This window comes from Amycolatopsis sp. NPDC051903 (assembly GCF_044452505.1).
GTDB lineage: Bacteria > Actinomycetota > Actinomycetes > Mycobacteriales > Pseudonocardiaceae > Amycolatopsis.
This window is the reverse complement of sequence record NZ_JBITBT010000007.1, coordinates 13,832-40,170: the sequence shown is the minus strand read 5'-3', so window position 1 is coordinate 40,170 and position 26,339 is coordinate 13,832. Positions and strand designations below refer to the sequence as shown.

Here is a 26,339-nt window from a genome sequence, read left to right as displayed (position 1 = left end):
CCTGGTGGAGAACCTGGCCGTGCTCGTGCTCGCGGGGTTCGTGGGCTTCGCGGTGATCTCGAAGGTCCCCAACACCCTGCACACGCCGCTGATGTCCGGTACGAACGCGATCCACGGCATCGTGCTGCTGGGCGGGCTGATCGTGCTGGGCCTCGGCGTCGACGGTGTGCTGAACAAGGTCCTGCTCGTGATCGCCATCGCCTTCGGCACGATCAACGTCGTCGGCGGTTTCCTCGTGACCGACCGGATGCTCGGGATGTTCAAGGGCAAGAAACCCGAGCCGGGCGAGGGCGAGGAGGCGGACCGGTGACGCAGCTCATCGCCGTCCTCTACATCGTCGCGTTCGCCCTGTTCATCTACGGCCTGATGGGGCTCACCGGGCCGCGCACGGCGGTGCGGGGCAACTGGATCGCCGCCACGGGCATGGGCATCGCGATCGTCGCGACGCTGCTCACGCCGGGCATGGGCAGCTGGCTGCTGATCATCCTGGGCGTCGTGCTCGGCGCGCTCGTCGGCGTGCCGGCCGCGCGCAAGGTCAAGATGACGGCGATGCCGCAGATGGTGGCGCTGTTCAACGGCGTCGGCGGCGGCGCCGTCGCCCTCATCGCGTGGGTCGAGTTCCGCAGCACCGACGGCTACGGGGCCGAACCGCTGTACGTCGGCATCGCGTCGCTGTTCGCCGCGCTCATCGGGTCGATCTCGTTCTGGGGCTCGGGCATCGCGTTCGGCAAGCTGCAGGAGCTCATCCCCGGACGGCCCGTGACGCTCGGGAAGCTGCAGCAGCCGGCGAACCTGCTGCTCCTGCTGATCGCCGTCGCGTGCGCCGTGCTCATCCTCCTCGGCGGCGACGCGGAAGTGCTGATGATCGGCCTGCTGCTGGCCGCCGCGCTCCTCGGGATCACCGTGGTGCTGCCGATCGGCGGCGCCGACATGCCGGTGGTGATCTCGCTGCTGAACGCGTTCACCGGGCTCTCCGCGGCCGCGATGGGCCTCGCGCTGAGCAACACGGCGCTGATCGTGGCCGGGATGATCGTCGGCGCGTCCGGTTCGATCCTCACGAACCTCATGGCGAAGGCGATGAACCGTTCGATCCCGGCGATCGTGGCCGGCGGGTTCGGCGGCGCCACCGCCGTGACGGCGGGGAGCGGGGCGAAGGAGGCGCGGCCGGTGCGCAGCACGAGCGCGGCCGACACGGCGATCCAGATGGCCTACGCGAACAAGGTCGTGGTCGTGCCCGGCTACGGCATGGCCGTGGCGCAGGCGCAGCACACCGTGCGCGAGATGGCGAAACTGCTGGAGGCCAAGGGGATCGACGTCGCCTACGCCATCCACCCGGTCGCCGGGCGCATGCCGGGGCACATGAACGTGCTGCTCGCCGAGGCCGATGTGCCCTACGAGCAGCTGCGCGAGATGGACGAGATCAACTCCGAGTTCGCCCAGACCGACGTCGCGCTCGTGATCGGCGCCAACGACGTCACCAACCCCGCCGCGCAGACGGATCCGGGCTCGCCGATCTACGGCATGCCGATCCTGAAGGTCAACGACAGCCGCTCGGTGATCGTGCTCAAGCGCTCGATGAACTCGGGCTTCGCGGGCATCGACAACGAGCTGTTCTACGATCCCAAGACCAGCATGCTCTTCGGGGACGCGAAGTCGTCGGTGGGCGAGATCGTGGAGGAGCTCAAAACGCTGTGAACACCGGGTCGGACGTGCGCGCACAGTTCAGCGATCCGGCCGGCAACCTGGCGTTCGACGAGGCGCTGCTGCGCGAGGGACCGGCCGCTCCGGTGCTCTGGCTGTGGCGCAACCCCGTGAGCGTGGTCGTCGGCCGCGGCCAGAAGATCGCGCGCGAAGTGCGCGTCGCCGAGTGCGCGCGCGACGGCGTGCCGGTGCTGCGCCGGGCCAGCGGCGGCGGCACGGTGTTCCACGACCCGGGCAACCTGAACGTGACGCTCGTCCTGCCCGGCCCCGCGGACAAACCGCTCGAGATGCTCGGTCTCGTGATGTCCGCGGCCGTCGAAAAGCTCGGCCTGCCACCGCGCCTGGGCGAACGCGGCCTGTTCGTCGGCGACGCGAAGCTGTGCGGTTTCGCGGTGTTCCGGACCAAGAGCGGGCTGCTCGCGCACTCGACCCTGCTCATCGACACGGACGCGGCGCGCGTCGGCGCGTACCTCACGGCCCCGCCGCCGGACCCGAAACCGCTCGATTCGCACCGCAGCAAGGTCGCGTCGCTGTCCGACCACGGCGTGCACCCGGCCGAAGGCGAGGTGGAGTCCGTGGTGCGCGCGGCGGCCGGCAGTTTGCTCGGCACGCTCGTCCCGCGCCCGCCGACGGACGCCGAACTCGCGCGCCGAGCGACGTTGCTGCACACGCGCTACCACTACGCCGAATGGCACGCGGACGGAAGACAACGCCGCGACTGAGGCCGGCGCGGGCGTTCGTGCTTCGGCGCGGTGGTGCCGAGTTCGCGCGGCCGGGGCTTACTCGCTCGAGGAGAACGTGACGGCCGGCACTTTCCGCGCCGCGCGGCGGGGTGTGCTCTTGGGCTCCGGGGCTTCCGTCGCCGCGGTTTTCGGTTCCGCGGCCTTCGCGGCCGGCGGTTTCCGGGCGCCGGCTTGGGGTTCGGCCGCTTTCACCGACGTGATCTTGGCCGCAGGCTTCTTGGCGGCCGGGGCCTTCGCCTCGGCCGCTTTCACCGTGGCTTTGGTCTTCGCCGTGGCAGCGGGCTTCGCTCCGGGTGCTTTCGCGGTGCCGGCCTTGGCTTTCACCGCGGCGCGTTTCCCACCGGCGGCCGCCTTGGCCGTGGTGGTCTTCACCGCGGGAGCCTTGGCGGACGCGGCGTCCGGGGTGGCCTGAACCTTCTTGCCCCGCGCGGGCTTCGCGCCCGGTTCGGCCCGCTTCGCCGCGCGGGTCGTGGTTTTCGCCGCCGCGGCCGTGCGCTTGGCGGGCTTTTCCTCTTCCTGGGCGGCGCTTTTCGCACCCGTGACCAGGCGTGGCCGCTGTTTGCGGCCTCCCGTGCGGCGGCCGTGGCGCACGTAGCGGTCGAAGATTTCCCGCAGTGCGGCGGCGTTTCGCCGCGACAGGTCGATGTCGTAGTCGACACCGTCGAGGCCGAAGCCCACCGTCTCGGCCGCCGCCTCGGCGGTCAGATCGTCCAGGACGTGGACAGCGGTGTTCTTGGCCAAGGCGGCAGCCTCCCGTGCTCGATCGTGGTTGTGCGCGCAATCGGCACGGCGACGACCCGATCACCCGGTGTCGCCGGTTCTTGCAGCTTGCGGAACACGATATCGGCTGGCTTGCGTGAAGCCGCGCGGTGGTGTGCGCTGAAGTCATGTCAGGACAGACTTTCGACGTCGTGGTGATCGGAGCCGGCCCCGTCGGTGAGGTCGCCGCAGAACGCGCCGCCAAGGGTGGGTTCAAGGTGGCGCTCATCGAGCACGAGTTGTTCGGCGGTGAGTGCTCGTACTGGGCGTGCGTCCCCAGCAAGGCGTTGCTGCGCCCCGGGAACCTCCTCGCCGCGGCCAAGCGGATTCCGGGCGTGCCGATCGGCGACGCGCTCGACCCGGAGAAGGTGCTCGCCCGCCGCGACTGGTTCGTCGGCCGGGGTGACGCCGAAGGCCAGGACCACGGCCAGGTGGGCTGGGCGCGGGGGGTCGGCGTCGAGCCGATCCGCGGCCACGGCCGGCTCTCCGGTGAGCGGGAAGTGACGCTCGAAGACGGGCGCGTGCTCACCGCACGCCACGCCGTGATCGTGTGCACCGGCAGCGTGCCGCGCACCCCGGCGATCCCGGGGCTCGACACGATCAAGCCGTGGGGTTCGCGGGAAGCCACTTCGGCGACGGCCGTGCCCGGGCGCCTCGCGGTGCTCGGCGGTGGTGTCGTCGGGGTGGAGATGGCGCAGGCGTGGGCCACGCTGGGTTCTCAGGTGCACCTGATCATCACCGGTGAGCGCCCGCTGCCGCGGCTGCCGGAGTTCGCGGGTGAGCTCGTACTGGAGGGCCTGCGGGCCGCCGGGGTGACGGTGCACACCGGCTCGGGCATCGAGAAGGTGTCCGCTGTGGACGGCGGGGCGACGCTGCAGCTCACCGGCGGTGAGGAGCTGGCGGTCGACGAACTGCTCGTCGCGACGGGCCGCGCGCCGGCCACGGGCGACGTCGGGCTCGACGTGCTCGGCCTGCCCACCAGCGGCCCGCTCGAGGTCGACGAGAGCGGGCGGGTGTCCGCCGTGGACGGTGGGTGGCTGTACGCCGCGGGTGACGTGACCGGACGCGCCCTGCTGACGCACCAGGGCAAGTACGCCGCCCGCGTGGCCGGGGACGCTGTCGCCGCGCGCGGCCGCGGTGAGGACGTCCCGACCGGGCCGTGGAGCAAGTACAGCGCGACCGCCGACCACCACGCGGTGCCGCAGGTCATCTTCACCGACCCGGAGGTCGCGTCGGTCGGCCTCACCGAGGCTCGGGAGGGTTCCGCTGACCGCGTCGTGGACATCGACATCGCGGTCGCCGGCTCGGCGCTGCACGCCGACGGCTACACCGGCAAGGCCCGCATGGTCGTCGACACCGAGCGCGGGGTGGTGCTGGGCGTGACCTTCGTCGGACCGGACGTGGCCGAACTGCTGCACTCCGCGACGATCGCCGTGGTCGGCGAGGTCCCGCTGGACCGGCTGTGGCACGCCGTGCCGTCGTTCCCGACGATCAGCGAGGTCTGGCTGCGGCTGCTCGAGGCCTACGGGCTGTAGTTCCGCCGGGCGGGTCCCCGCGGGGACCCGCCCTTCAGGACCTTCAGGACGGCATCGTGAGCGCGAGCGCGCCCTGCGCGGCGCGGGTGAGGCCGGGGTCGTCCGGTGTGGACGGACCCGTCTGCCACACCACCTGCACGAGCCGCACCCCGGTGCCGTCGATCTTGCTGGCGTACGCGGCGCTGTCGAACTGCGGCGGCGGACCGGACCACTTGCCGGTCTCCGTGGCGACGTCGAGGATCCCACCGCCGCCCGGTGTGTCGGCGACCTGCTTGAAGTGCGTGGCCTGCGCCGCGTCGGGGAACTCGACCACGGCGATGGTCACCGCGGCCGGGCGCCCGTCGACCAGCGCCGTGTAGCTCGCGCGGCGCACCGCGGAGCAGCTGGTCTGCTGCAGACTGGCCTGCACGTCCCCGAACGCGTGCGACGCGCACCGCTGGTCCGCGCTGCTCGCCCGCGGCTCGAACGACAGGCTCGGCGCCGCGCTGCTCGCCGGCGCACCGCTGCTCGCCACCGGTGGGGCCGCCGGCGCACTGGCACGCTGGCTCGGCGCAGGCGCGGCCTCGCCGCCGCCACTCCCGCCCGTCGCCGCCACGACGATGGCGGTGACCAGCAGCACCGCCAGCAACCCGATCGCCGCCACCGGCACCCACCGCACGGTCTTCGACGACTTCTCCGCCGCCTGCGGCACCGCCCCGGCGGCCACCTCCCTCGACCCCGCCGACGACGGCGCCGAGGTCACCGCCTGCCGCGGCGCGGCGGTCGCGGTGGCGGAAGTGCGGGTCGCGCCGGGGCCCACCGGCCCCGCCGGGGCACCGGTCCTCGGCGCTCCGCCGGGAGCCGCGCCCGGACGCGGTGCGCCGCGCCCCGGCGTGACCGGTGCGCTGGTCCGGTCCACGGCCGCGGCGCCCGCGCCGGTGGTGCCGACCACCGGCGCGGCAGTGCTCGCGGGTGCCCGGTTCTGTGCGGGAGCCGGGGCCTTGCCCGCGCTCGCCGCGGCGGGGAACACCGGCGTTGCCGGTTTCGCCGCCGGTGCGGGTCCTGCAGAAGCGCCGGGGCGGCTCGCCACCGGCATGGCTTTCGGCGCCGTCGCGGCCGGTGCCGGGCGGGGGCCGGGGACCCGGCGCGGTGTGGTGACCGGTTCCTGCTTCGGCGCCGCCATCTTCTCGGTCGCGGCCGCGTCGAGCGGGGTGTCCGGTTCGTCGGGGAGCTGCGGATCGGCCGAAGTGGACGGAGCCGCGCCGGGGCCGGGCGGAGGCGCCGTGGACTCGGTGGGGGCGTCGCCGAGTGCGTCCGAGGCGGCCGGGGAAGCGGCCGAAGTGGACTCAGCTGCTGGGGCGGCCTGCGGCGGGTCGGCTGACTCCGGGGGTGTGTCGGCGACGTGCGGCACCGGGACCACCGTCGGGATGACCGGCGGCGGTGGCGGAACCGACGTGATGGCGGGGCGTTTCACAGCCGGACCAGCCGTGGAAGCACCAGGAGCCGGGACGGCCGGTTTCTGCACCCGCGCCGGCACCGGTGCGGCGACCGGCACGGGCGGATCGTCCGTGTAGCGCACGAAACCTTCGCCCACCAGGACGTCATCGGGTAGCGCCGGCGCGTCGGGGGCCAGCGCCGAGATCAGGGCGCGCGCCTGGTCGAGCGAGCGAGGGCTGCGGGCCGTCGCGAGGGACACCGTGGCGGCGAGCATCGCGGTCGGCGTGGGGTGGAGCACCCGGACCGGCCCGGCGAGGTCGGCGGGCGGCTGGTCGACGGTTTCGACGTACGGCCCGACCGCGACGATCGTGCCCACCGGGCCCGAACCGGGCGCCAGTTCGGCGATGCGGCGCTCGCAGTCCTGCGACAGGTCCAGCGCCTCCGTGGCGGGGTTGATCGCGTCGTCGCCGTGGACGAGCGGCCAGCCGTCGGCCTTCCACGGGCCGCTGAGCGGCGCTTCGAGGCGCAGGGCCGGATCGGGCAGGTCGACGCCGATCACGATGAGCACGCCCTTGGGCAGCACCACCACGGCCTCCACGGCCCGGTCGTCACCCGCCGGCCGCGCGCCGACCAGCGCGACGCCGCCGATGACGGTGCTGCCGCGGCCGAGGGACGCCAGAGCCGCGCGCACGTCTTCGGCGACGCGCGACGGCTGCTGCCCGAGGCGGACCAGTCGCACCGAACCCTCCTCACCTCGACCGTTCCGGGGCACACGCTAGCGCGCCGGTGGCCGAGATCCGTGCTAAGCGCGGACGCGTCGGCGAGCCTCCCTCCTAAAGGGGGTTCCCGCGCGACTTGTGGTGTTCGTGTGGCCAAACGGCACAGTTGGGGTGCAGAATGTGCTACACAGATCGGGAAGCGGCACGTCGGGGAAGTGGTACGGAAGCCCACAGCCGAAGCAGCTCGAGAGGTCGTAGGGGAAGACGTCCCTCGTCGAGCAAGCGGAGGTCAGCAGTGAGCACCCGTGGCAACACCCGAGGTGTGGTGTACGTCCACTCGTCGCCGTCTGCGGTGTGCCCGCACGTCGAGTGGGCGATTTCGGGCACCCTCGGGGCCCGAGTCGAGCTGAAGTGGACGGCGCAGCCCGCCAGTCCCGGACAGCTGCGTGCCGAGTGCGGCTGGCGCGCGCCCGCCGGCACCGGCGGCAAGCTGGCCGCCGCGCTCAAGGCCTGGCCGATGCTGCGCTTCGAAGTCACCGAAGAACCCAGCGCCGGAGTCGACGGCGAGCGCTTCTGCTTCGCGCCCGGCCTCGGCCTCTGGCACGGCCGCACGAGTGCCAACGGTGACCTCGTGGTGGGCGAAGACCAGCTGCGCGCGCTCGTGAGCATGACCCGCGGCGGGGAGTCGCTGGCGCACAAGCTCGACGAGCTGCTCGCGGCGAGCTGGGACGAGGCGCTCGAGCCCTACCGCCACGCCGGCGACGGCGCTCCGGTCACCTGGTTGCACCAGGTCGGCTGAGCTCCCCGGCCGGGTGAGTACCCTCTCGGGGGTGACCGCCCGTCCGCCCGCGCCCGCTCGTCAGCGGTGGTTGGTACCTGTGCTCGTCGTGGTCTTGTCCGTGACCGTGGGCAGTGGCCTGCTCGCGCGCGAGCTGTACCGCCGTCCCGCGGCGCCGCCGGACGATCCGGTCGCGTCGACCCCGACGACGTCGGTCAGCTCGGGCGACCAGCCGGGGCCCGGTCAGGTCGAGGTCACCGAGGACGCCGCGCGGCACCCGCAGGACGACGTCGTGCGCCAGGTGCTGCAGATGTACTTCGACGGCGTGAACAACCACGACTACGACCAGTGGGCCCAGTCGGTCTCCGAAGGTCGCCTGAAGGCCTATCCCGAGGACAAGTGGCGCAAGGGCTTCGTGTCCACGAAGGACGGCAGCATCCTCCTGTACCGCATCGAACCCGGCGCCGGCACCTCGTTGCGCGTGCTCGTCGGCTTCAACAGCACGCAGTCGCTCGACGAGGCGCCGCCCGACTTCCAGTACAAGTGCATCCGCTGGCGCCTGGTGCTGCCGATGGTCTACGAACGCGGCGGCTACAAGATCGACGCCATCCAGTCGGGCGCCTCGCCCGAGCACGACCGCTGCTGACGCACCGGTCCCCGGACACGGACCAGGGCCCCTCCCGCCGCGGGAGGGGCCCTGGTCGTCGAACGGAACCGGTCAGGCGGCCGGCGTGAACAGCAGGGCGGTGTTGTGCCCGCCGAAGCCGAACGAGTTGCTGATCGCCGCGGTGAGCTCGACCTTGCGGTTCTCGCCCGACACGACGTCGAGCTGCACCTTCGGGTCGAGGTCGGTCAGGTTCAGCGTCGCGGGCACGACACCCTCGTAGAGCGAGAGGATCGTGGCGATGCCCTCCACCGCGCCGGCGCCGCCGACGAGGTGGCCGAGCGCGCCCTTCGGCGCGGTGACCACGGGGTGGTCGCCGACCGCGTTGCGGATCGCCGCGGCCTCGCCGATGTCACCGACCACAGTGGACGTCGCGTGCGCGTTGACGTGACCGATGTCCGAAGGGGACAGCCCCGCCATCGTCATGGCCGCGCGCATGGCCGCGATCTGCCCGATGCCCTCCGGGTGGTTGCCCGTGATGTGGTAAGCGTCGGACGTGATGCCGTAGCCGGCGAGCGTCGCGTAGATCCGCGCGCCGCGGGCCTTGGCGAGGTCGGCCCGCTCCAGCACGACCACCCCGGCGCCCTCGCCGAGCACGAAGCCGTCGCGGCTGACGTCGAACGGCCGGGACGCGGCCCCCGGGTCGTCGTTGCGGGTCGACACCGTGCGCGCCTGGGCGAAGCCCGCGAGGGTGATCGGGTGGATGCAGGCCTCGGTGCCGCCGGCGACGACGACGTCGGCCCGCCCGGACCGGATCATCTCGTACCCGGTGGCGATGCCCTCGGCGCCGGAGGCGCACGCCGAAGCCGGGGAGTGCACCCCCGCCCGCGCCTTCAGGTCGATGCTCACGTGCGCCGCGGGCCCGTTGGGCATCAGCATCGGCACGGTGAGCGGCGACACCTTGCGGAGCCCCTGCTCGTGCAACAGGTCGTTCTGGCTGAGCAGCGTGACCGGCCCGCCGATGCCGGTGCCGATCGACACGCCCAGCCGTTCCGGCTCGACGTCGGTGTGCTCGTCGGTCTGCTCGGTGAACCCGGCGTCGGCCCAGGCCTGCCGGGCGGCGATGATCGCCACCTGCTCGCACCGGTCCAGCCGGCGCGCCTGCACGCGCGGCAGGACCTCGGTCGGCTCGACCGCGAGCGTCGCACCGATCTGCACGGGCAGGCCGAGTTCCGCGACCCACTCCGCGTCGATCTTGCGCACCCCGCTGCGGCCCGCCAGCAGACCGTCCCAGGTGGACGCGACGTCCCCGCCGAGGGGCGTGGTCGCCCCCATCCCGGTGATCACGACGTCGATGTTGCTCATGGGAGTCTCCCCAAGGTTGCTCCGGACCGGGCGCACCCGGCCCGGATACGAAGAGGACTTACTTCGAGTTGGCGGACACGTAGTTCACCGCGTCGCCCACGGTCTTCAGGTTGGCGAGCTCGTCGTCCGGGATCTTGACGCCGAACTTGTCCTCGGCCTGCACGGCGATCTCGACCATCGACAGCGAGTCGATGTCCAGGTCGTCCACGAACGACTTCTCGGCGGTGACGTCGTCCTGAGCCACACCGGCCACCTCTTCGACGATTTCGGCGAGGCCGGCGAGGATCTCAGCGTTGTCAGCCATTGGAGTTGTTCCCTTCTCGGTTCTTCTTCAGGTCCACCTCGCGAGCACGGCGCTCGCGAGGGAAGTATCCATCAGGGGCAGACGAACGCCTGCCCGGCATACGACAGCCCGGCGCCGAAGCCGATCGCCAGCACCACGTCGCCCGGCTTCGCGGTGCCCGCCTTGCGCATGTGGTCCAGCGCCAAGGGGACCGACGCCGACGAAGTGTTGCCCGAATACTTGATGTCGTCGGCCACCGCCATGTCTTCGCGCGCGCCGGCCGCCCGCAGCTTCTTGGCGATCGACTCGACGATGCGCAGGTTGGCCTGGTGCGGGATCAGCACGTCCACATCGGACGGCTGCAGGCCCGCGGCTTCCAGCGCGCGCATCGCGATCGGCGCGATCTGCGTGGTCGCCCACCGGAAGACCGACTGGCCCTCCTGGTGGATGTACTGGTGGTCGCGCATGTAGATGAGGTCCACGAGGTCGCCCGCGCTACCCCACACCACCGGGCCGATGCCCGGTTCGTCGGCCCCGCCGACCACCGCGGCGCCCGCGCCGTCGGCGAAGATGATCGCGTTGGCGCGGTCGGTCGGGTCGACGACGTCGGTGAGCTTCTCGGCGCCGATCACGAGCACGTTCTTCGCGGAACCGGCGCGGATCAAGTCCGAGGCCACGCCGAGGCCGTAGCAGAAGCCGGCGCACGCGGCGTTGAGGTCGAAGGCGCCGGGGCTCGGGATGCCGAGCCGCGCGGCGACCTGGCCGGCCGCGTTGGGGATCGGCGAGGGCATCGTGCAGTTCGGCAGGATGACGGTGTCCACTTCGGACGGTTCGACGCCGGCGTCGGCCATCGCCGCTTCGCCGGCGGCGACGGCGAAGTCGACCAGCAGCTCGTCCTTGTTGCCGAAGCGGCGCTCGATGATGCCCACGCGCTCGCGGATCCACTGGTCGTTGGTGTCCATGAGCTCGGACAGGTCGTCGTTGGTCACGACCCGCTCCGGCTGGTGGCTGCCGACACCGAGGATGCGGGTGCTGCTCGGGCCCTGCGTGAGACGCAGGCTGGGGCGGTCGGTCACTGGGCGTCCTCCTCGCGCAGCTTCGCCAGCTCGTCCGGCGTCTTCAGCGCGGTGGTTGTGGTGACGACACCCTTGAGCTGCCGCTTGACCAGGCCGGTCAGCGTGCCCGCGGGCGCGAGTTCGATCGTGCTGGTCACGCCGAGCGAGACGAGGCCGTCCATGGTCAGGTCCCAGCGCACCGGGCGGGTGACCTGGGCCAGCATTCGCTCGAGGTACTCGGCGCCGCTCGTGACGACGGCGCCGTCGGCGTTCGACAGCAGCGGGCGCGTGGGGTCGGCCGGGGTGAGGCCGGCGGCGTGCTCGCGAAGGGAGGCTTCCGCGGGCGCCATGTACGGCGTGTGGAAGGCTCCGGCGACCTTGAGCGCACGGATCTTCGTGCCCTCCAGGGGTTCGGCGACGATCTTCGCGATGGCGTCGGCCGCGCCCGAGGCGACGATCTGGCCGGCTCCGTTGCGGTTGGCGGCGGCCAGGCCCCGCTCCTCGAGCCACGCGACGACCTCGCCGGGGTCGCCGAGCATCACGGCGGCCATCGACGTCGGTTCCAGCGCGCAGGCCTTCGCCATCTCGGCGCCGCGCACCGCGGCCAGCGCCACGGCGTCGGCCGCCGGCAGCACCCCGGCGATCGCGGCGGCGGCGAGTTCGCCGACGGAGTGGCCGGCCACCGGCGCGTCGTCCGCGACCGGCGCGACCTGCTGCAGGCGCTCGAACGAGAGCAGCGAGAGCGCGACGATCAGCGGCTGCGCGACCGCGGTGTCCTGGATCTCCTCGGCGTCGCCTTCCGTGCCGAGGCGGACGAGGTCGAGGCCCGCGCGCGCGGACCACTCCTCGACACGCTCGCGCGCACCGTCGGACTCGAGCCACGGGGAGAGCATGCCGGGGGCCTGTGAGCCCTGGCCGGGGGAGAGGACTGCTGCTGTCACGGTGTCTATGACACCACGGGCGGCGATGCTCCAGCAGATGCGGGCGGTCACCAAGTCCGCGCGGGGTTATTGGAGGAAACCTCCAAAGACGTGCGGTGGATTCTCGCCCTTAACCCAGATGCCTTGTGGGATTCAACCATCGCTCGCCGTGAAGTCTGTCACGAGCCGGGCCGGTGCGCCACCCGGTCACCGCGAGCGGCGCGCCCGGCGGGGCGATCTTGGCCGCGACGCGCGGATCCGGTACCGGCGACGGGCGTCGCGGGTGCGGACTGACCTGGCACGGCGACGTGGTGCGCCGCGCGCCGAGCCCGCTCGTCAGTCCGCTGCCCGCTCACCACAAGCCGCGCGCCCGGGCCAGCCGGCCGACCGTGAGGGCGGTGCGGAGCACGAAGGCGTCGCGCGGTTCGGTCGGGTTGCGGCCGGTCAGCTCGGCCGCTTTGCGGAGGCGGTAGCGAACCGTGTTGGGGTGCACGAAGAGCGTCTGCGCGCAGCGCTCCAGCACACCGCCGGTTTCGAGGTAGGTCTCGACCGTGCGCTGCAGCGCCGGACCCGCTTCCTCCAGCGGGCGCGCGACGAGGTCGACCAGCAGGCGCTCGGCTTCGGGGTCGCCGGAGAGGGCGCGTTCGGGCAGCAGGTCGTCGGAGCGGACGGGGCGGGGCGCGCCGGGCCAGGCGACCACCGCGCGCAGGCCGGACAGCGCTTCGGCGGCGCTGTGGTGCGCCTCGGCCAGCGACGGCACGGTCGGGCCGGCGACCACGGGCCCGTCGGCGAACACGGCGGACATGCGCGAGAGCGATTCGCGTTCCTTCACCCCGCCGTCGGTCGGGCCGCCGATGACGATCACGAGCCGCGAGCCCTGCACCGACAGCAGCACGGGGCGGCCGACGCGGGCGGCGCGGCTGCGGACCTCGAACACCACCGTCGGCGGGTCTTCCGAAGGCGGGTTGCCGACGATCACCGTCGCGGCCGCCGCGGGGTCCCAGCCCAGTGCGGCCGCGCGCGAGAGCACCGCCTCTTCCGCGTCGCCGCGCACGATGCCGTCGACGACGAGCGCTTCGAGCCGCGCGTCCCACGCGCCGCGCGCCTCGGCCGCCGCCGCGTACGAGTTGGCCGCGGCGAACGCGATCTCCCTGCCGTAGCGCAGGATTCCCTCGATCAGTGCGGCGCGCTCGGCCTCGTTGGCGGCGAACTCCGGCAGCTGCTCCTCGAACACCTCGATCGCGAGCCGCACCATGCCCACGGCCTGGCGCAGGCTGATCCACCGCGACAGCTCGGCCGGCGCGTCGCGGAACGCTTCCGTCGTGAGCTTCAGGGCTTCCTTCGAATCCCGCAGCCAGGAGACGAACCCGGCGGCCCCCGCCTGGGTGATCAGCAGCACGCTCGCGCGCTGGTCGGCGGGCAGCCGCCCGAACCACACGAGCCTGCGCTCCATCACCGCGACGCTCGCGCTCGCGAGCCGCCCGGAGGCGTGCTCGAGCGAGCGCAGCGTCTTCGCGGACAACCCGTGGTGCTTGGGGACCCGGCGCCCCGTCGTCTCAGCCATTTCGGACGCGATCCTACGTGGACATTCGATCGGCAACTTTCGGCGGCGGACACGCAACCGGGGAGGCTAGGAACCGTGACCGGGGCTCTCTACGATCCGTAACCGGTGATGTACGTCACCGAATCCGACATCAAGGGGGAAAGGGCGAATGCCAGAGCCCGGACTGGAGATCGACGCGATCTCCAAACGCTACGGCACCGTCGTGGCGCTGGAAAAGATGACTTTCGACGTGCGGCCGGGCGAGCTCTTCGGCTTCGTCGGCAGCAACGGCGCCGGCAAGACCACCACGATGCGCATCGCGCTCGGGGTGCTGAGCGCGGACTCGGGCGAAGTCCGCTTCGCGGGTTCGCCCATCACGCACGAAACGCGGCGGCACATCGGGTACATGCCGGAAGAGCGTGGTTTGTACCCGAAGATGAAGGTGGGCGAGCAGCTCACCTACCTCGCCCGGTTGCACGGCATGTCGGCGGCCGACGCGCAGGCGTCGACCGAGCGCTGGACCGAACGCCTCGGCGTGGCCGGGCGCCGCGGCGACGAGGTGGAGAAGCTCAGCCTCGGCAACCAGCAGCGCGTGCAGCTGGCGGCCGCGCTGGTGCACGAGCCGCGCATCCTCGTGCTGGACGAACCGTTCTCCGGGCTCGACCCGGTGGCGGTCGACGTGATGAGCAAGGTGCTCAAGGAGAAGGCGGCCGAAGGCGTGCCCGTGGTGTTCTCCAGCCACCAGCTGGACCTGGTGGAGCGCCTGTGCGACCGCGTCGGCATCGTCCGGAGTGGACGGATGGAGGCGCTGGGCACCGTCGAGGACCTGCGCGCCGGCGGGTCCGTGCGGCTGCTCGTCGACGCGCCGAAGGCCGGTGACGACTGGGCCGCGGGGCTGCCGGGCGTCGCCGTGCTCGGCCGCGAGGGTTCGGTCACCGAGCTCGAGCTGAGCGACGGCGCCGACGACCAGGCCGTGCTGCGCGCGGCGCTGGCGACCGGGCCGGTGCACGAGTTCGCGCGGAAGTTCCCGTCGCTGACCGAGCTGTTCCGCTCCGTCGTGACCGAGAACCACCAGCAGAAGGAGGCGGCGTGAGCGCGCCCGACGTCCGCATGAGCCCGCTGGCCGGCGTCAGCCTCGTCGCCTCGCGGGAGATCAGCACGCGGCTGAAGTCGAAGGCCTACCGGATCAGCACGCTCGTGCTGCTGATCCTCATCGTCGCCGCGGTCGTGGTGCTCAAGCTCGTCGGCGGCAGCGGCGGGCCCGACACGACCGTCGGCTTCGTGCCGGCCGCGGCGCCGCTCTCGGCACCGCTGACGGCCATCGGGAAGTCGGTCGGGCAGAACATCGCCACGCAGCCCGTGCCCGACGAGCAGGCGGGTGTCGCGAAGCTGAAGGACGGCTCGATCGACGCGCTGCTGGTGCAGGGCGCCGACCGCGTGCACGTGCAGGTCGAGAAGGACCTCGACGGCAACCTCAAGAACGTGCTCACCGTGCTCGCCGGCCGCGTCGCGCAGAACTCGGAGATCCTCGCGCAGCGCGGCGATCCGGCGAAGGTGGACGCCGCGGTCGCGACCGCGAAGATCGACGAGCTGCCGCCACTGGAGAAACCGTACGACTACGACAGCCAGCAGCTGGTGCTCGGCATCATCGCGGGCATCCTCATCTACATGTCGCTGCTGCTCAACGGCCAGACCGTGGCGCAGGGCGTGGTCGAGGAGAAGACCTCGCGCGTGGTCGAGCTGCTGCTGTCCACCATCAAGCCGTGGCAGCTCATGGCGGGCAAGGTGCTCGGCATCGGCACGGTCGGGTTGATCCAGATGCTCGCGATCGGCGTCGTCGGCATCGCGGCGGGACTGGGGACGGGGGTGCTCACGATCTCGGTCTCGGCGGCCGTCGGCACGGTCGTCTGGCTGGTGGTCTGGTACTTGCTCGGGTTCTTCATGTATTCGATCGTGTTCGCGGCGCTCGGCGCGCTCGTGTCGCGGCAGGAGGACGTGAGCGGGGCCGTGTCGCCGGCGCTGATGCTCGTGATCGTCGGGTACGTGGTGGGCATCTCGGTGCTGCCCTCGGACCCGTCGAACAGGTTCGCCGAGGTGCTTTCGGTGATCCCGGTGTTCGCGCCGACGCTCATGCCGATGCGGCTCGCGATGGGCGGAGTGCCCGTCTGGGAAGCCGTGGTGTCGGTGGGGCTCGTGGTGCTGCTGATTCCGGGATTGATCTGGCTCGCCGCGCGGATCTACCGAAACGCTGTGATGCGTACTGGAGCGAAGGTGAAACTGAGCGATGCGTTGCGCGCAGCCTGAGTGTCTGTTCGGTTAACGAACGTCGTCGCCCTGCGAAACCCGAATCGTATTCGCAGGGCGACGACGCGAACACCCGCTGAATACGGCCCACGGTAATACCCCGGAAATGCTCGAGGCCGCCCGGCGCTTGCGGTTTTCGCTGCGCCGGACGGCCTCGTCTCCCCGGTCCCCACCGGTAGTTCCAAGTATGGCCGCGATTGATCTTCCCGCGCCAGTCGTCTCACTCGATCGTGGTGCACAGCACTCCCGCTCGCTGGGTACCTGATCGACAGCCGCTGCAGCGACGCAGCCGGTATCCGCGGCGAAGGGAGCCAGCGTGGGTGAGCAACTGAAGGACGGACTCGGACAGGCCTGGAATCTGGTGGCCACGTTCGTCCCGAAACTCGTCGGTTTTCTGATCATCCTGCTGATCGGCTGGCTGATCGCGAAAGCGGTGTCCAAAGCGCTGTCACTGGTGCTCGGAAAACTCGGTTTCTCCCGGCTGGTGGAGAAGACCGGCCTGACCGGAATGATGAAGCAGGCGAATGTCGACGCCACGACGGTGCTGGTGAAACTGGTCTACTACTTCATTCTGCTGATCGCGCTCCAGCTGGCCTTCGGCGTGTTCGGCCAGTCGAATCCGGTCAGCCAGCTGCTCAACGACATCATCGCGTTCCTGCCGCGGATCGTCGTGGCGCTCGTGCTGGTCGTCGTGGCCGCGGCCATCGCGAAGGTCGTGCGCGACGTCGTGACCTCGGCGCTGGCGACCCGTCCGGCCGGACGGCTGCTCGGCACCATCTCCTACTGGCTGATCATGGCGTTCGGCATCATCGCGGCGCTGGGCCAGGTCAACATCGCGACGGCCATCACGGGGCCCGTGCTCATCACGGTGCTCGCCACGATCGGCGGTGTCGTCGTCGTCGGCTTCGGTGGTGGCCTGATCAAGCCGGCCCAGGAACGCTGGGGCGGCTGGCTGAGCAACCTCCAGGGCCAGGTCGGTTCGGCTGGCCAGCGGCAGGTCGGTGGTCAGCCGGCCGCGCAGACCACGCAGACCACGCAGCAGCCGCAGCAGGCGCCGACCCAGACCATGCCGCCCGCGAACGGCCAGATCACCCCGGACACCCCGACCCCGCCGTCGGGGTTCAACCGCGTCGACCGCTGACGCGAGGCGCGGTCGCGGAGGCCCGGTGCATCGGGAGGGCACCGGGCCTCCGTGTGCGTAACCGCAGTCACACCGTGGGGAATCCCGCCCGCCCGCCGGGTGTTGGCGACCTTGGACGGAAGGGGTGCGGACGTGGACTTCCTGCTGCGGCACGGCATCACGGTGCTCGGCCAGTGGATTTCGATCGCGGAGCTCGCCGGGCAGGTGCTCGCGCTCGCGGTGGTCTTCCTGGCCGACCGGAGAACGTTGTGGACCTGGCCCGTGCAGGTGGGCGCGACCGTGCTCCTGTTCTCGGTCTACGTCTCCGCCGACCTCGGCGGCCTGGCGAGCCGGCAGATCGCGATCCTGCTGATTTCGCTCTACGGCTGGTGGGCGTGGCGCCGCCGCACGGATCCCGTCGACGGCGTGGTCGTGCGCACGGCCCGGCCGGTCGAGCGCTGGGCGATGCTGGGCGCGTTCGCCGTCGGCACGGTCGGGATGGCGCTGGTGCTGCAGGCGCTGCACGCGTCGTGGGCGCCGTGGCCGGACGCGGCGATCTTCGTGGGCACGCTCGTCGCCTTCGGGGCGCAGGGCGCGGGGCTCGTGGAGTTCTGGGGCGTGTGGCTGGTGGTCGACGCGATCGGCGTGCCGCTGCAGATCTCGTCCGGCCTGTACTTCTCCGCCGCGATCTACGTGGTCTTCGCCGGTCTGGTGGTGCACGGCTGGTGGACGTGGAACCGCTCCGCCCGACGCGTCGCCGCGCGGGCGGTCACGGCAGCATCCAGCTGAGCACCGGCGTGCTCTGCCCGAGCACGATCAGGCACATCACCAGCAGCAGCCCGAGGCTCCACGGCAGCACCTTCCGCAGCAGCTTGCCCTCTTCGCCGGGCAGGTTGGCCGCGACGCACGCGATCGTCAGGTTCTGCGGTGAGATCATCTTGCCGAGCACGCCGCCGGAACTGTTGGCCGCCGCGAGGAGGTCCGCAGGCAGGTTCGTCTGGTGGGCGGCCGTGACCTGCAGGGCGCCGAACAACGCGTTGGCCGAGGTGTCCGACCCCGACACCGCGACGCCGAACCAGCCGAGCACGGGGGAGAGGAACGCCAGCCCCGCGCCGGCCGCGGCGATGAACGTGCCGATCGTGCTCGTCTGACCGGACAGGTTCATCACGTACGCCAGCGCCAGCACGCCGGTCACGGTGAGGATCGCGAACCGCAGCTCCTTCACCGTCGCCAGCCACTCCTGGCCGGCCGGGCGCGCGGTGACCTTGAGCGCGACGATCGTGAGCAGCCCGGCGATCAGCACGAGGGTGCCGCCGGTGTTGAGGAACGGCAGGGAGAACGAGTTGCCGGACACCGCCTTCCCGTCCGGGCCGTGCACGTCGAGGCCGGGCCAGTGGAACTTCCACGTCGCCGCGTCGAGCACCTTCTTGATCGGCGGCACCTGCGCGAGCGAGAAGATCACGATGATCAGCGCGTACGGCAGGTAGGCGCGCACGACTTCGGCGCGTTCGTCGGGCCGGTCGAGCGTCGCGGTGCGCGTGCCGGTGAGCACCTGCGTGCGGACCTCCTCGGGCACCGAGCGCCGCGTCATGGGCAGCGCCACGAGCGCGGCCGCGCCGGCCAGCGCCGCGCCGATGTCGGCCAATTGCGGCGACACGAAGTTCGACGCGAGGAACTGCACCACGCCGAACGCGACCCCGCAGACCAGCGCCGGCACCCACGTCTCCCGCAGCCCGCGCTTGCCGTCGACGATGATCACCAGCAGCAGGGGCACGAACAGCGCGAGCAACGGCGTCTGCCGGCCGACGATCGACGACACCTGCTCCAGCGGCAGCCCGGTGACCTGCGCGAGCGTGACCACCGGCGTGCCCATCGCGCCGAACGCCACCGGCGCCGTGTTCGCGACGAGCGCCACCACGGCCGCCTTGCCCGGCCCGAACCCGACGGCCACGAGCATCACCGCGCTGATCGCCACGGGCGCGCCGAACCCGGCCAGCGCCTCCATCAGCGCGCCGAAGCAGAACGCGATGATCAGTGCCTGCAACCGCGGGTCGTCGGAGATCCGGCCGAACGAGCGGCGCAGCACGTCGAAGTGGCCGGTGCGCACGGTGATCCGGTAGACCCACAGCGCGTTGACCACGATCCACAGGATGGGGAACAGCCCGAACGCGGCGCCTTGCAGCGCACCGGAAATCGCCTGTCCCACGGGCATCCCGTACACGGCGATCCCCACGACGAGCGCCACCGCGAGCCCGATCAGCGCGGCGTAGTGCGCTCTGGTCCGGACCACGCCGAGCAACACCAGCACCACGGCCAGCGGCACCACCGCGACGAGCGCGGAAAGGCCGAGACCACCGAGCGGAGTCAGGTCCTGCACGAACACGGGGGACCTCCCGGGGGGACCGCTGGTTCCGCATCGCGGAAACAGCCTTTCACGAGGTGGCTGAGATCCTCGTCACAAGCCCACCGGGACGTCAACCCCGTGTCGCACGTCTGGACCAATCAGGACGCAACGCTGTTACCCGGCGCTGCGCGCGCCGGGGGAACCCGGTGCGCCGTTCAGCGCAGGGTGACGTGGGAGGGCCGCAGGTCCTCGACGCGGCGGACACCCAGCAGCTGCATGGTCCGGATCAGCTCGGTGCGCAGGATGTCGACGCATCGCTGGACACCGCGTTCGCCGCCCGCCATCAATCCGTAGAGGAACGCGCGGCCGACGAGCACGAAGTCGGCGCCGCGGGCGATCGCGGCCACGATGTCGCCGCCGGAGAGGACGCCGGTGTCGACCCACACCTCGGCGCCGCCCTGCAGCTCGTCGAGCACGGCCGGCAGCAGCTCCAGCGGCGTGGGCGCGCGGTCGAGCTGGCGGCCGCCGTGGTTGGACAGGACCACGCCGTCGGCGCCGTGCTTCACGACGTCACGGGCGTCGTCCACGTTCTGCACGCCCTTGACCACGAGTTTCCCCGGCCAGGTGCGGCGCACCCAGTCGAGGTCGTCGAAGTCGAGCGTCGGGTCGAAGAGCTGGGCCAGCAGTTCGGCGACGGTGCCGTCGAAGTGGCTCAGCGAGGCGAAGTTCAGCGGCTCGGTGGTGAGGAGGTTGAACCACCAGGCGGGGTGCAGGGCGCCGTCGGCGAACGTCTTGAGCGTGAGGGCCGGCGGGATGGTGAGGCCGTTGCGCACGTCGCGCATGCGGGCGCCGGCCACCGGGGTGTCGACGGTGAGCAGGAGCGTGTCGTAGCCGTTCTCCCACGCGCGATTCATCAGATCTTCGCCCGCGCCGTGGTCGCGCCACACGTAGAGCTGGAACCACTTGCGCGCCTCGGGCGCCGCCGCGGCGAGGTCTTCGATCGACGTGGTCGCCATGGTGGACAGGCCCATCGGGATGCCGTTGCGCTGGGCCACGCGGCCCACGGCGCTCTCGCCCTCGTGCTGCATCATGCGCGTGAACCCGGTGGGCGCGAAGCCGAACGGCAGCGCCGACGTCTTGCCGAGCACCGTCTTCGTGGTGTCCACATCGGACACTCCGCGCAGCACGTTGGGGTGGAACTCCACTCGCCGGTAGGCCTGCCGCGCGCGCAGCAGGCTGTCTTCCAGCTCCGCGGCCCCGTCGGTGTAGTCGAACGCCGCGCGCGGTGTGCGCTTCCGGCCGATCATCCGCAGGTCGGCGATCGTGTGGGCGTTCGACAACCGCCGGTCGGTCGGGTTGAGCACGATCGGCTTCGGCCGCAGGATCTGCTTCAGTTCACTCGGCCGCGGCAGGCGACGCTGGGTCACGCTCGATCACCCTTCCAGAAAATCCACAGACGCCTCAATACATCCGACGTCTACCTTAGCTGGGGCAGGCCCGGAAACAGCGGAACCCTCCGGGCCAATTTTCCAGCCCGGAGGGTTCCGCTGCTCACTACGACTTACGCGTTGCCCGAGTCCGACGTCTGCGGCCCGGCGGCCGCGACGTCGTCGAGGCGGTAGCGGCGCACCGCTTCGCCCACCTTCGCCTGGTCGACCTCGCCGCGCTTCGCGAGCGCGGTGAGGGCGCCGACGACGATCGACTGGGCGTCCACGAGGAACTTGCGCCGCGCGGCCGGACGGGTGTCGGAGAACCCGAACCCGTCGGTGCCGAGCGTGAGCATGTCCGTGGGCACCCACGGCCGGATGAGGTCCGGCACGGCGCGCATCCAGTCCGACACCGCCACGACGGGACCGTTGGCCCCCGACAGCGCCTGCGTCACGTACGGCACGCGCGGGCTGTCGTCCGGGTGGAGCAGGTTGTCGTGGTCGATCTCGACCGCCTCGCGGCGCAGCTCGGTCCACGAGGTGGCCGACCAGACCGCCGCGCGCACGCCCCACTCCTCGGCCAGCAGCTGCTGGGCCTTGAGCGCGTCGGGCATCGTGACGCCGGAGACCAGGATCTGGGCCTCCGGGCCGGTGCCCGCAGGGGCGTCGGCGTACTTGTAGAGGCCCTTGAGCAGGCCGTCGACGTCGAGGTTCTCCGGCTCGGCGGGCTGCTGGTACGGCTCGTTGTAGATCGTCAGGTAGTAGAAGACGTTCTCGCCGTTGCCGTGCGGCCCGGTCTCGCCGTACATGCGCCGCAGGCCGTCGCGGACGATGTGCGCGATCTCGAACGAGTACGCCGGGTCGTAGGCCACGACCGCCGGGTTGGTCGCCGACAGCAGCAGCGAGTGCCCGTCGGCGTGCTGCAGGCCCTCACCGGTCAGCGTGGTGCGGCCCGCGGTGGCGCCGAGCACGAAGCCGCGCGCCATCTGGTCCGCCGCCGCGTACAGGCCGTCGCCGGTGCGCTGGAACCCGAACATCGAGTAGAAGATGTAGATCGGGATCATCGGCTCGCCGTGCGTGGCGTACGCGGTGCCCACGGCCGTGAACGACGCGGTGGAACCCGCCTCGTTGATGCCCTCGTGCAGCAGCTGGCCCTTCTCGGACTCCTTGTAGGCCAGCATCAGGCTCGCGTCGACCGACGTGTACGTCTGGCCGTGCGGGTTGTAGATCTTGGCGGTCGGGAACATCGAGTCGAGACCGAAGGTGCGGGCCTCGTCCGGGATGATCGGGACGACGCGCTTGCCGATCTCCGAGTCCTTCGCGAGCTCGCGCACGAGCCGGACGAACGCCATCGTCGTGGCGACCTCCTGCTTGCCCGAACCCTTGCGGATGCCCTCGTAGACCTTGTCGCCCGGCAGCACGAGCGCCTTGGCGTTGCGCGGCCGGCGCTCCGGCAGGAAACCGCCCAGCGCCCTGCGGCGGCCGATCATGTACTCGATCTCGGGCGATTCGGGGCCCGGGTGGAAGTACGGCGGCAGCTTCGGGTCGCGCTCGAGCTCGGCGTCGCTGATCGGGATGCGCTGGGCGTCGCGGAACAGCTTCAGGTCGTCGAGCGTGAGCTTCTTCATCTGGTGCGTGGCGTTGCGGCCCTCGAACGCCGGGCCGAGGCCGTAGCCCTTGATGGTGTGGGCGAGGATCACCGTCGGCTGGCCGTGGTGCTCCATGGCCGCCTTGTACGCCGCGTACACCTTGCGGTAGTCGTGGCCACCGCGCTTGAGGTTCCAGATGTCGGCGTCGGACAGGTCCTTGACCAGGTCCTTCGTGCGCGGGTCGCGGCCGAAGAAGTGCTCGCGGACGTAGGCGCCGTCGTTCGCCTTGTACGTCTGGTAGTCACCGTCGGGCGTCACGTTCATCAGGTTGACCAGGGCGCCGTCGCGGTCCGCCGAGAGCAGCGCGTCCCACTCGCGGCCCCAGATGACCTTGATCACGTTCCAGCCCGCGCCGCGGAAGTACGACTCGAGCTCCTGGATGATCTTGCCGTTGCCGCGCACCGGGCCGTCGAGCCGCTGCAGGTTGCAGTTGATCACGAAGGTCAGGTTGTCGAGGCCTTCGCCGGCGGCCACGTGGATGAGGCCGCGCGATTCCGGCTCGTCCATCTCACCGTCGCCGAGGAACGCCCACACGTGCTGGTCGGTGGTGTCCTTGATGCCGCGGTCGCGCAGGTAGCGGTTGAACCGGGCCTGGTAGATGGCGTTCATCGGGCCGAGGCCCATCGACACCGTCGGGTTCTCCCAGAACTCCGGCATCAGCCGCGGGTGCGGGTACGACGGCAGGCCGCCGCCCTCGCCGGCGTGGCTGTACTCCTGGCGGAAGCCGTCGAGCTGCCGCTCGGACAGCCGGCCCTCGAGGAACGCGCGCGCGTACATGCCGGGGGAGGCGTGGCCCTGGAAGAAGACCTGGTCACCGCCGCCGGAGTGGTCCTTGCCGCGGAAGAAGTGGTTGAAGCCCACCTCGTACAGCGCGGCCGACGACGCGTACGTCGAGATGTGCCCGCCGACGCCGACGCCGGGGCGCTGGGCGCGGTGCACCATGATCGCGGCGTTCCAGCGGATGTAACGGCGGTACCGGCGCTCGATCTCCTCGTCGCCGGGGAACCACGGCTCGTTCTCCGTGGGGATGGTGTTGACGTAGTCCGTCGACGTGAGGGCGGGCACGCCGACGTTGCGCTCGCGGGCGCGCTCGAGGATGCGCAGCATCAGGTACCGGGCGCGCTGCTGGCCACCCCTGGCCAGCGCCTCGTCGAAGGAGTCCAGCCACTCGGCGGTCTCCTCCGGGTCGATGTCGGGCAGGTGCGCCGCGAGCCCGTCACGGATGACGCGTACTCGTGCCGGGGTCTCCTTGCCGGAGGCGCCGTCGTTCTGCGGGGCCAAGGGGTCTCCTTGTAGCTGGTTGTAGCCGTTGTAGCTGCTGGGCGGGAGTGCTCGCCGATTCCCATCGTCGTCCCCGGCCCGGCTCCCGTCACCTTTACTGCCCGGTAACAAGGGTCGCCCCGAGTGCACCACTCCCCGCGTGCGGTGTATCGCGCGCGCGTTTCTTCTCCACAACCCTAGATGAGGCGTTCCGCGGGGTGGTGGGACACTGCCCACAGACACCCGTCCCGGGGCCTCACGAGGGTCCAGGGCGGCCTCTACGCTGCGACACGACTTGTCATAGATCCGGTGTGGACGGTTGCGCGCAGAGCCGCGCCAGTGTTCGCTAGCGACATCCGTGTACCCGAGTGTGGTGGCCGGGGTGGCTCCGAGGGGCCGGCCGACCGCCACGCTCCGTCGTAGTTGGAGGAGTGGAAGCAGTGGTCGCCGCGGGAGACGCAGGCAGCGCCAGCGTCGCCGAGAGGCTTGGCATCAAGCCGGACATGGTGGTCCAGGAGATCGGCTGGGACGAGGACGTCGACGAAGGCGTCCGCGCGGCGATCGAAGAGGAGATCGGTGCTGAGCTCCTCGACGAGGACGCGCAGGAGGTCATCGACGTCGTGCTGCTCTGGTGGCGCGAGGACGACGGCGACCTCGGCGACACCCTGGTCGACGCCCGGGGCCCCCTGGACGAGAACGGCGTGATCTGGGTGCTGACCCCGAAGACGGGGCAGCCGGGACACGTCGAGCCCAGCGAGATCGCCGAAGCCGTGCCGCAGGTCGGCCTGGCGCAGACCGCGAACATCAGCGTGGGCGCCGACTGGCTCGGCACGCGGCTGGTGTCGCCCAAGTCCTCGAAGGCCAAACAGCGCTGAACCCGGGCCGAGGGCGCCGACGCGATAGGGTTGTCGGCGCACGTTCGTGTTCGCTCTGGAGAGGATTCGCCGGATGGCCGTCGAGGTCGGTTCACCAGCCCCTGACTTCACCCTCAACGACTACAACAAGCAGCCCGTCACGCTGTCGTCGTTCAAGGGCGACAAGCCGGTGCTGCTGGTCTTCTTCCCGTTCGCCTTCAGCGGGACCTGCACCGGCGAGCTCTGCCAGCTGCGCGACGAGTTCGCCGACTACGACACCAAGGGCGTCCAGGTCCTGGGCGTTTCCGTCGATGCGGTCTTCTCGCTGAAGGTGTGGGCGGAGCAGCAGGGCTACCAGTTCCCGCTGCTGTCGGACTTCTGGCCGCACGGCGCCGTGGCCCAGGCCTACGGCGTCTTCAACGACAAGGCCGGCATGGCCCTGCGCGGCACGTTCCTCATCGACACCGACGGTGTGGTGCGCTTCGCCGAGGTCAACCAGCCTGGCGAAGCCCGCGACCAGTCGGCGTGGAAGAAGGCCGTCGCCGAACTGGCCTGACGTTCCCCCGACGGGACCCGGCTCCGGCTCCGGGTCCGGGTCCCGTTCCGGGCGCATAGCTCAGCGGAAGAGCACTCGGCTTACACCCGAGCGGTCGCAGGTTCGAACCCTGCTGCGCCCACCCTCAGCGCTTCGGTGCCGGACGCCGATCGGCCGGTGGTGGACACCCCGGTGTGCCGGTCGGGCCTGCCCCCTCGACAAGCCCGACCGGCACGCCCCCAGTGGGTGAACGTGGTTCAGGAGGGCCGTCGAGGGGTGCTGGATACATCGGAAGCTGCGGCAAACGGGTGATGTTCAGGCCGCGGTCCACCGGTGCTCGGTCAGGGTCGGGTGCAGGGGAGCGTCGACGAGGCGGTTCGCGAACGTCGACAGCGTGTAGGTCCCGATCCCCAGCACGACTTCCAGCGCCTGCTGCGGCGTGTACCCCGCAGCCAGGAACGCGTCCAGGTCCGCCGCGGGCACCTCGCCGGTCGTGGCGACGACCGTGAGCGTGAAGCGGCGCAGCGTTTCGAGGCGCGGGATCGGCAGCGGTGCCTCGAAACGCAGCGCCGCCACCAGTTCGGCGGAGGCGCCGAGGCTGAGCAGCCGGGCGGTGTGCAGGGCGACGCAGAAGTGGCAGCGGTTGTGCGTCGCCACGGTGAGGACGAGGGTTTCGCGCTCGAGCGGTGCCAGCGTCGTCGATTCGAACAGCGCGTTGAGCCGCAGGAAGCCGTTCAGCAGCTCCGGCGACGTGGCCAGGCGGGCGACGGCGGCGGGCAGCGAGCCGAACTGCTCGGCGGTCGCCGTCAGGGCGCGGCGGGCGGCGGGCGGGGCGGATTCGACGGTGTGCTCGGGGAAGGGCGACACGGGGGCCTCCGGTAGGGTCGACAACGTGGTTGTCGAAAACGTAAACCTGGTTGTCGAGTTTGGCAAGCGACATGGCTGACGCGCCCGGCTTCGTGCTGCCGTTGCTGCTGTTCGCGGGCTTCCGCACGCTGATCGACGACCTGCACGCCGAGCTCGCGCGCCAGGGTCACCCCGACGTACGGCCCGCGTACGGCTTCGCGATGCAGGCCATCGGGCCGCACGGCGTGAGCGCGTCGGAGCTCGGCAAGTGCCTCGGCGTCTCGAAGCAGGCCGCGGGCAAGACCGTCGACCGGCTCGAGCAGCTCGGGTACGCCGAGCGCGCGGACGACCCCGCCGACGCCCGCCGCAAGCTCATACGGCTCACGCCGAGGGGCGTCGACTCGCTCACCAGGGCCGCCGCGATCTTCGACGACCTGCGGGCGCGGTGGGTGCGCGAGCTGGGAGCCGACCGCGTGCGCGCCCTCGAAGCCGATCTCCGCACCGTGGTCGGGGAAACCGGTTTCGGACTGGACGTCGCGGGGTGGTTCGCCGGGTAGCGTGACCGGCGGGCAGGCGACA

At 71.3% G+C, this 26,339-nt stretch carries 24 protein-coding genes and 1 tRNA gene; 14 read left to right on the top strand and 11 right to left on the bottom strand.

Translation table 11 applies throughout. The features are described 5' to 3' along the window. Position 1: 1 nt before the first annotated feature. From ACIA77_RS18360 to ACIA77_RS18350, 3 genes are read left to right on the top strand one after another with little or no spacing between them, the layout of a single operon-like run. Complete coding sequence (locus ACIA77_RS18360; protein WP_395887332.1) at positions 2-310, top strand: NAD(P) transhydrogenase subunit alpha; 309 nt, start codon at positions 2-4, stop codon at positions 308-310. Beyond that, a complete protein-coding gene (locus ACIA77_RS18355) occupies positions 307-1,695 on the top strand; it encodes an NAD(P)(+) transhydrogenase (Re/Si-specific) subunit beta (RefSeq protein ID WP_395887075.1) in 1,389 nt (462 codons plus the stop codon). The genes ACIA77_RS18360 and ACIA77_RS18355 overlap by 4 nt, the downstream gene beginning before the upstream one ends. After that, complete coding sequence (locus tag ACIA77_RS18350) at positions 1,692-2,423, top strand: biotin/lipoate A/B protein ligase family protein (protein ID WP_395887074.1); 732 nt, start codon at positions 1,692-1,694, stop codon at positions 2,421-2,423. Before ACIA77_RS18355 ends, ACIA77_RS18350 begins: the two co-directional genes overlap by 4 nt. Before the next feature lie 57 nt (positions 2,424-2,480). Here ACIA77_RS18350 and ACIA77_RS18345 read toward each other — a convergent pair whose 3' ends face one another. Continuing rightward, positions 2,481-3,185 carry a histone-like nucleoid-structuring protein Lsr2 gene (locus ACIA77_RS18345; protein WP_395887073.1) on the bottom strand — a complete coding sequence of 235 codons (705 nt, stop codon included), beginning with the start codon at positions 3,183-3,185 and terminating at the stop codon, positions 2,481-2,483. 146 nt (positions 3,186-3,331) lie between these two features. Here ACIA77_RS18345 and ACIA77_RS18340 point away from each other — a divergent pair, with 146 nt between their 5' ends. Further along, complete coding sequence (locus ACIA77_RS18340) at positions 3,332-4,738, top strand: dihydrolipoyl dehydrogenase family protein (protein ID WP_395887072.1); 1,407 nt, start codon at positions 3,332-3,334, stop codon at positions 4,736-4,738. Between the two features lie 43 nt (positions 4,739-4,781). On the opposite strand, the gene ACIA77_RS18335 is transcribed toward ACIA77_RS18340, so the two are convergent. Then, on the bottom strand, positions 4,782-6,893 hold the full coding sequence (locus ACIA77_RS18335) for a hypothetical protein (protein WP_395887071.1): 2,112 nt from the start codon (positions 6,891-6,893) through the stop codon (positions 4,782-4,784). Positions 6,894-7,168: 275 nt separating this feature from the next. Here ACIA77_RS18335 and ACIA77_RS18330 point away from each other — a divergent pair, with 275 nt between their 5' ends. Both ACIA77_RS18330 and ACIA77_RS18325 read left to right on the top strand, forming a co-directional pair. After that, entirely contained in the window at positions 7,169-7,672 is a 504-nt protein-coding gene (locus ACIA77_RS18330) for a DUF3145 domain-containing protein (RefSeq protein WP_395887070.1), read from the top strand. Positions 7,673-7,703: 31 nt separating this feature from the next. Further along, positions 7,704-8,297 (top strand): hypothetical protein, encoded by a 594-nt coding sequence (locus ACIA77_RS18325; RefSeq protein ID WP_395887069.1) that lies wholly within the window; start codon positions 7,704-7,706, stop codon positions 8,295-8,297. A gap of 72 nt (positions 8,298-8,369) precedes the next feature. Here ACIA77_RS18325 and ACIA77_RS18320 read toward each other — a convergent pair whose 3' ends face one another. From ACIA77_RS18320 to ACIA77_RS18300, 5 genes are all read right to left on the bottom strand, one after another. Continuing rightward, positions 8,370-9,620 (bottom strand): beta-ketoacyl-[acyl-carrier-protein] synthase family protein, encoded by a 1,251-nt coding sequence (locus ACIA77_RS18320; protein WP_395887068.1) that lies wholly within the window; start codon positions 9,618-9,620, stop codon positions 8,370-8,372. Between the two features lie 58 nt (positions 9,621-9,678). Further along, the gene (locus ACIA77_RS18315) at positions 9,679-9,924 is read right to left on the bottom strand and encodes an acyl carrier protein (protein ID WP_004559006.1); all 246 of its coding nucleotides are present in this window, start codon (positions 9,922-9,924) and stop codon (positions 9,679-9,681) included. A gap of 71 nt (positions 9,925-9,995) precedes the next feature. Continuing rightward, the gene (locus ACIA77_RS18310) at positions 9,996-10,979 is read right to left on the bottom strand and encodes a beta-ketoacyl-ACP synthase 3 (protein WP_395887067.1); all 984 of its coding nucleotides are present in this window, start codon (positions 10,977-10,979) and stop codon (positions 9,996-9,998) included. Further along, positions 10,976-11,899, bottom strand: a complete 924-nt coding sequence (locus tag ACIA77_RS18305; protein ID WP_395887066.1) for an ACP S-malonyltransferase — start codon at positions 11,897-11,899, stop codon at positions 10,976-10,978. The genes ACIA77_RS18310 and ACIA77_RS18305 overlap by 4 nt, the downstream gene beginning before the upstream one ends. Positions 11,900-12,230: 331 nt before the next feature. Further along, complete coding sequence (locus tag ACIA77_RS18300) at positions 12,231-13,442, bottom strand: PucR family transcriptional regulator (protein WP_395887065.1); 1,212 nt, start codon at positions 13,440-13,442, stop codon at positions 12,231-12,233. Between the two features lie 148 nt (positions 13,443-13,590). Here ACIA77_RS18300 and ACIA77_RS18295 point away from each other — a divergent pair, with 148 nt between their 5' ends. The 4 genes from ACIA77_RS18295 to ACIA77_RS18280 all read left to right on the top strand — a co-directional run bounded on the left by ACIA77_RS18295 (position 13,591) and on the right by ACIA77_RS18280 (position 17,634). Continuing rightward, positions 13,591-14,514, top strand: coding sequence for an ABC transporter ATP-binding protein (locus ACIA77_RS18295; RefSeq protein ID WP_395887064.1), 924 nt, complete (start codon positions 13,591-13,593; stop codon positions 14,512-14,514). Between the two features lie 17 nt (positions 14,515-14,531). Next, positions 14,532-15,725 (top strand): ABC transporter permease, encoded by a 1,194-nt coding sequence (locus ACIA77_RS18290; RefSeq protein WP_395887331.1) that lies wholly within the window; start codon positions 14,532-14,534, stop codon positions 15,723-15,725. A 316-nt stretch (positions 15,726-16,041) separates the two neighbouring features. Continuing rightward, a complete protein-coding gene (locus tag ACIA77_RS18285; protein ID WP_395887063.1) occupies positions 16,042-16,866 on the top strand; it encodes a hypothetical protein in 825 nt (274 codons plus the stop codon). Positions 16,867-16,998: 132 nt separating this feature from the next. Continuing rightward, positions 16,999-17,634, top strand: coding sequence for a nicotinamide riboside transporter PnuC (locus tag ACIA77_RS18280; RefSeq protein WP_395887062.1), 636 nt, complete (start codon positions 16,999-17,001; stop codon positions 17,632-17,634). Here the strand turns inward: ACIA77_RS18280 and ACIA77_RS18275 are convergent. The 3 genes from ACIA77_RS18275 to aceE all read right to left on the bottom strand — a co-directional run bounded on the left by ACIA77_RS18275 (position 17,615) and on the right by aceE (position 23,546). Then, the gene (locus tag ACIA77_RS18275; protein WP_395887061.1) at positions 17,615-19,228 is read right to left on the bottom strand and encodes an L-lactate permease; all 1,614 of its coding nucleotides are present in this window, start codon (positions 19,226-19,228) and stop codon (positions 17,615-17,617) included. The genes ACIA77_RS18280 and ACIA77_RS18275 overlap by 20 nt on opposite strands. Positions 19,229-19,404: 176 nt before the next feature. Continuing rightward, complete coding sequence (locus tag ACIA77_RS18270; RefSeq protein WP_395887060.1) at positions 19,405-20,616, bottom strand: alpha-hydroxy-acid oxidizing protein; 1,212 nt, start codon at positions 20,614-20,616, stop codon at positions 19,405-19,407. Between the two features lie 134 nt (positions 20,617-20,750). Next, positions 20,751-23,546, bottom strand: coding sequence for a pyruvate dehydrogenase (acetyl-transferring), homodimeric type (gene aceE, locus ACIA77_RS18265; protein WP_395887059.1), 2,796 nt, complete (start codon positions 23,544-23,546; stop codon positions 20,751-20,753). 419 nt (positions 23,547-23,965) lie between these two features. Here aceE and ACIA77_RS18260 point away from each other — a divergent pair, with 419 nt between their 5' ends. From ACIA77_RS18260 to ACIA77_RS18250, 3 genes are all read left to right on the top strand, one after another. After that, positions 23,966-24,400 (top strand): DUF3052 domain-containing protein, encoded by a 435-nt coding sequence (locus tag ACIA77_RS18260; protein WP_395887058.1) that lies wholly within the window; start codon positions 23,966-23,968, stop codon positions 24,398-24,400. A gap of 73 nt (positions 24,401-24,473) precedes the next feature. Next, positions 24,474-24,935, top strand: coding sequence for a peroxiredoxin (locus ACIA77_RS18255; protein ID WP_395887057.1), 462 nt, complete (start codon positions 24,474-24,476; stop codon positions 24,933-24,935). A gap of 49 nt (positions 24,936-24,984) precedes the next feature. Continuing rightward, positions 24,985-25,056, top strand: a tRNA-Val gene (locus ACIA77_RS18250). A 173-nt stretch (positions 25,057-25,229) separates the two neighbouring features. On the opposite strand, the gene ACIA77_RS18245 is transcribed toward ACIA77_RS18250, so the two are convergent. Continuing rightward, entirely contained in the window at positions 25,230-25,781 is a 552-nt protein-coding gene (locus ACIA77_RS18245; RefSeq protein ID WP_395887056.1) for a carboxymuconolactone decarboxylase family protein, read from the bottom strand. A gap of 71 nt (positions 25,782-25,852) precedes the next feature. Between ACIA77_RS18245 and ACIA77_RS18240 the strand changes: the two genes are divergently transcribed. Next, the gene (locus ACIA77_RS18240) at positions 25,853-26,317 is read left to right on the top strand and encodes a MarR family winged helix-turn-helix transcriptional regulator (RefSeq protein ID WP_395887055.1); all 465 of its coding nucleotides are present in this window, start codon (positions 25,853-25,855) and stop codon (positions 26,315-26,317) included. Positions 26,318-26,339: the final 22 nt, after the last annotated feature.

Coding starts and splice junctions, on each gene's coding strand:
- ACIA77_RS18255 (WP_395887057.1), top strand. CDS start 24,474: ATGGCCGTCGAGGTCGGTTCACCAGCCCCTGACTTCACCCTCAACGAC.
- ACIA77_RS18320 (WP_395887068.1), bottom strand. CDS start 9,620: ATGAGCAACATCGACGTCGTGATCACCGGGATGGGGGCGACCACGCCC.
- ACIA77_RS18295 (WP_395887064.1), top strand. CDS start 13,591: ATGCCAGAGCCCGGACTGGAGATCGACGCGATCTCCAAACGCTACGGC.
- ACIA77_RS18315 (WP_004559006.1), bottom strand. CDS start 9,924: ATGGCTGACAACGCTGAGATCCTCGCCGGCCTCGCCGAAATCGTCGAA.
- ACIA77_RS18300 (WP_395887065.1), bottom strand. CDS start 13,442: ATGGCTGAGACGACGGGGCGCCGGGTCCCCAAGCACCACGGGTTGTCC.
- ACIA77_RS18340 (WP_395887072.1), top strand. CDS start 3,332: ATGTCAGGACAGACTTTCGACGTCGTGGTGATCGGAGCCGGCCCCGTC.
- ACIA77_RS18240 (WP_395887055.1), top strand. CDS start 25,853: ATGGCTGACGCGCCCGGCTTCGTGCTGCCGTTGCTGCTGTTCGCGGGC.
- ACIA77_RS18290 (WP_395887331.1), top strand. CDS start 14,532: ATGAGCCCGCTGGCCGGCGTCAGCCTCGTCGCCTCGCGGGAGATCAGC.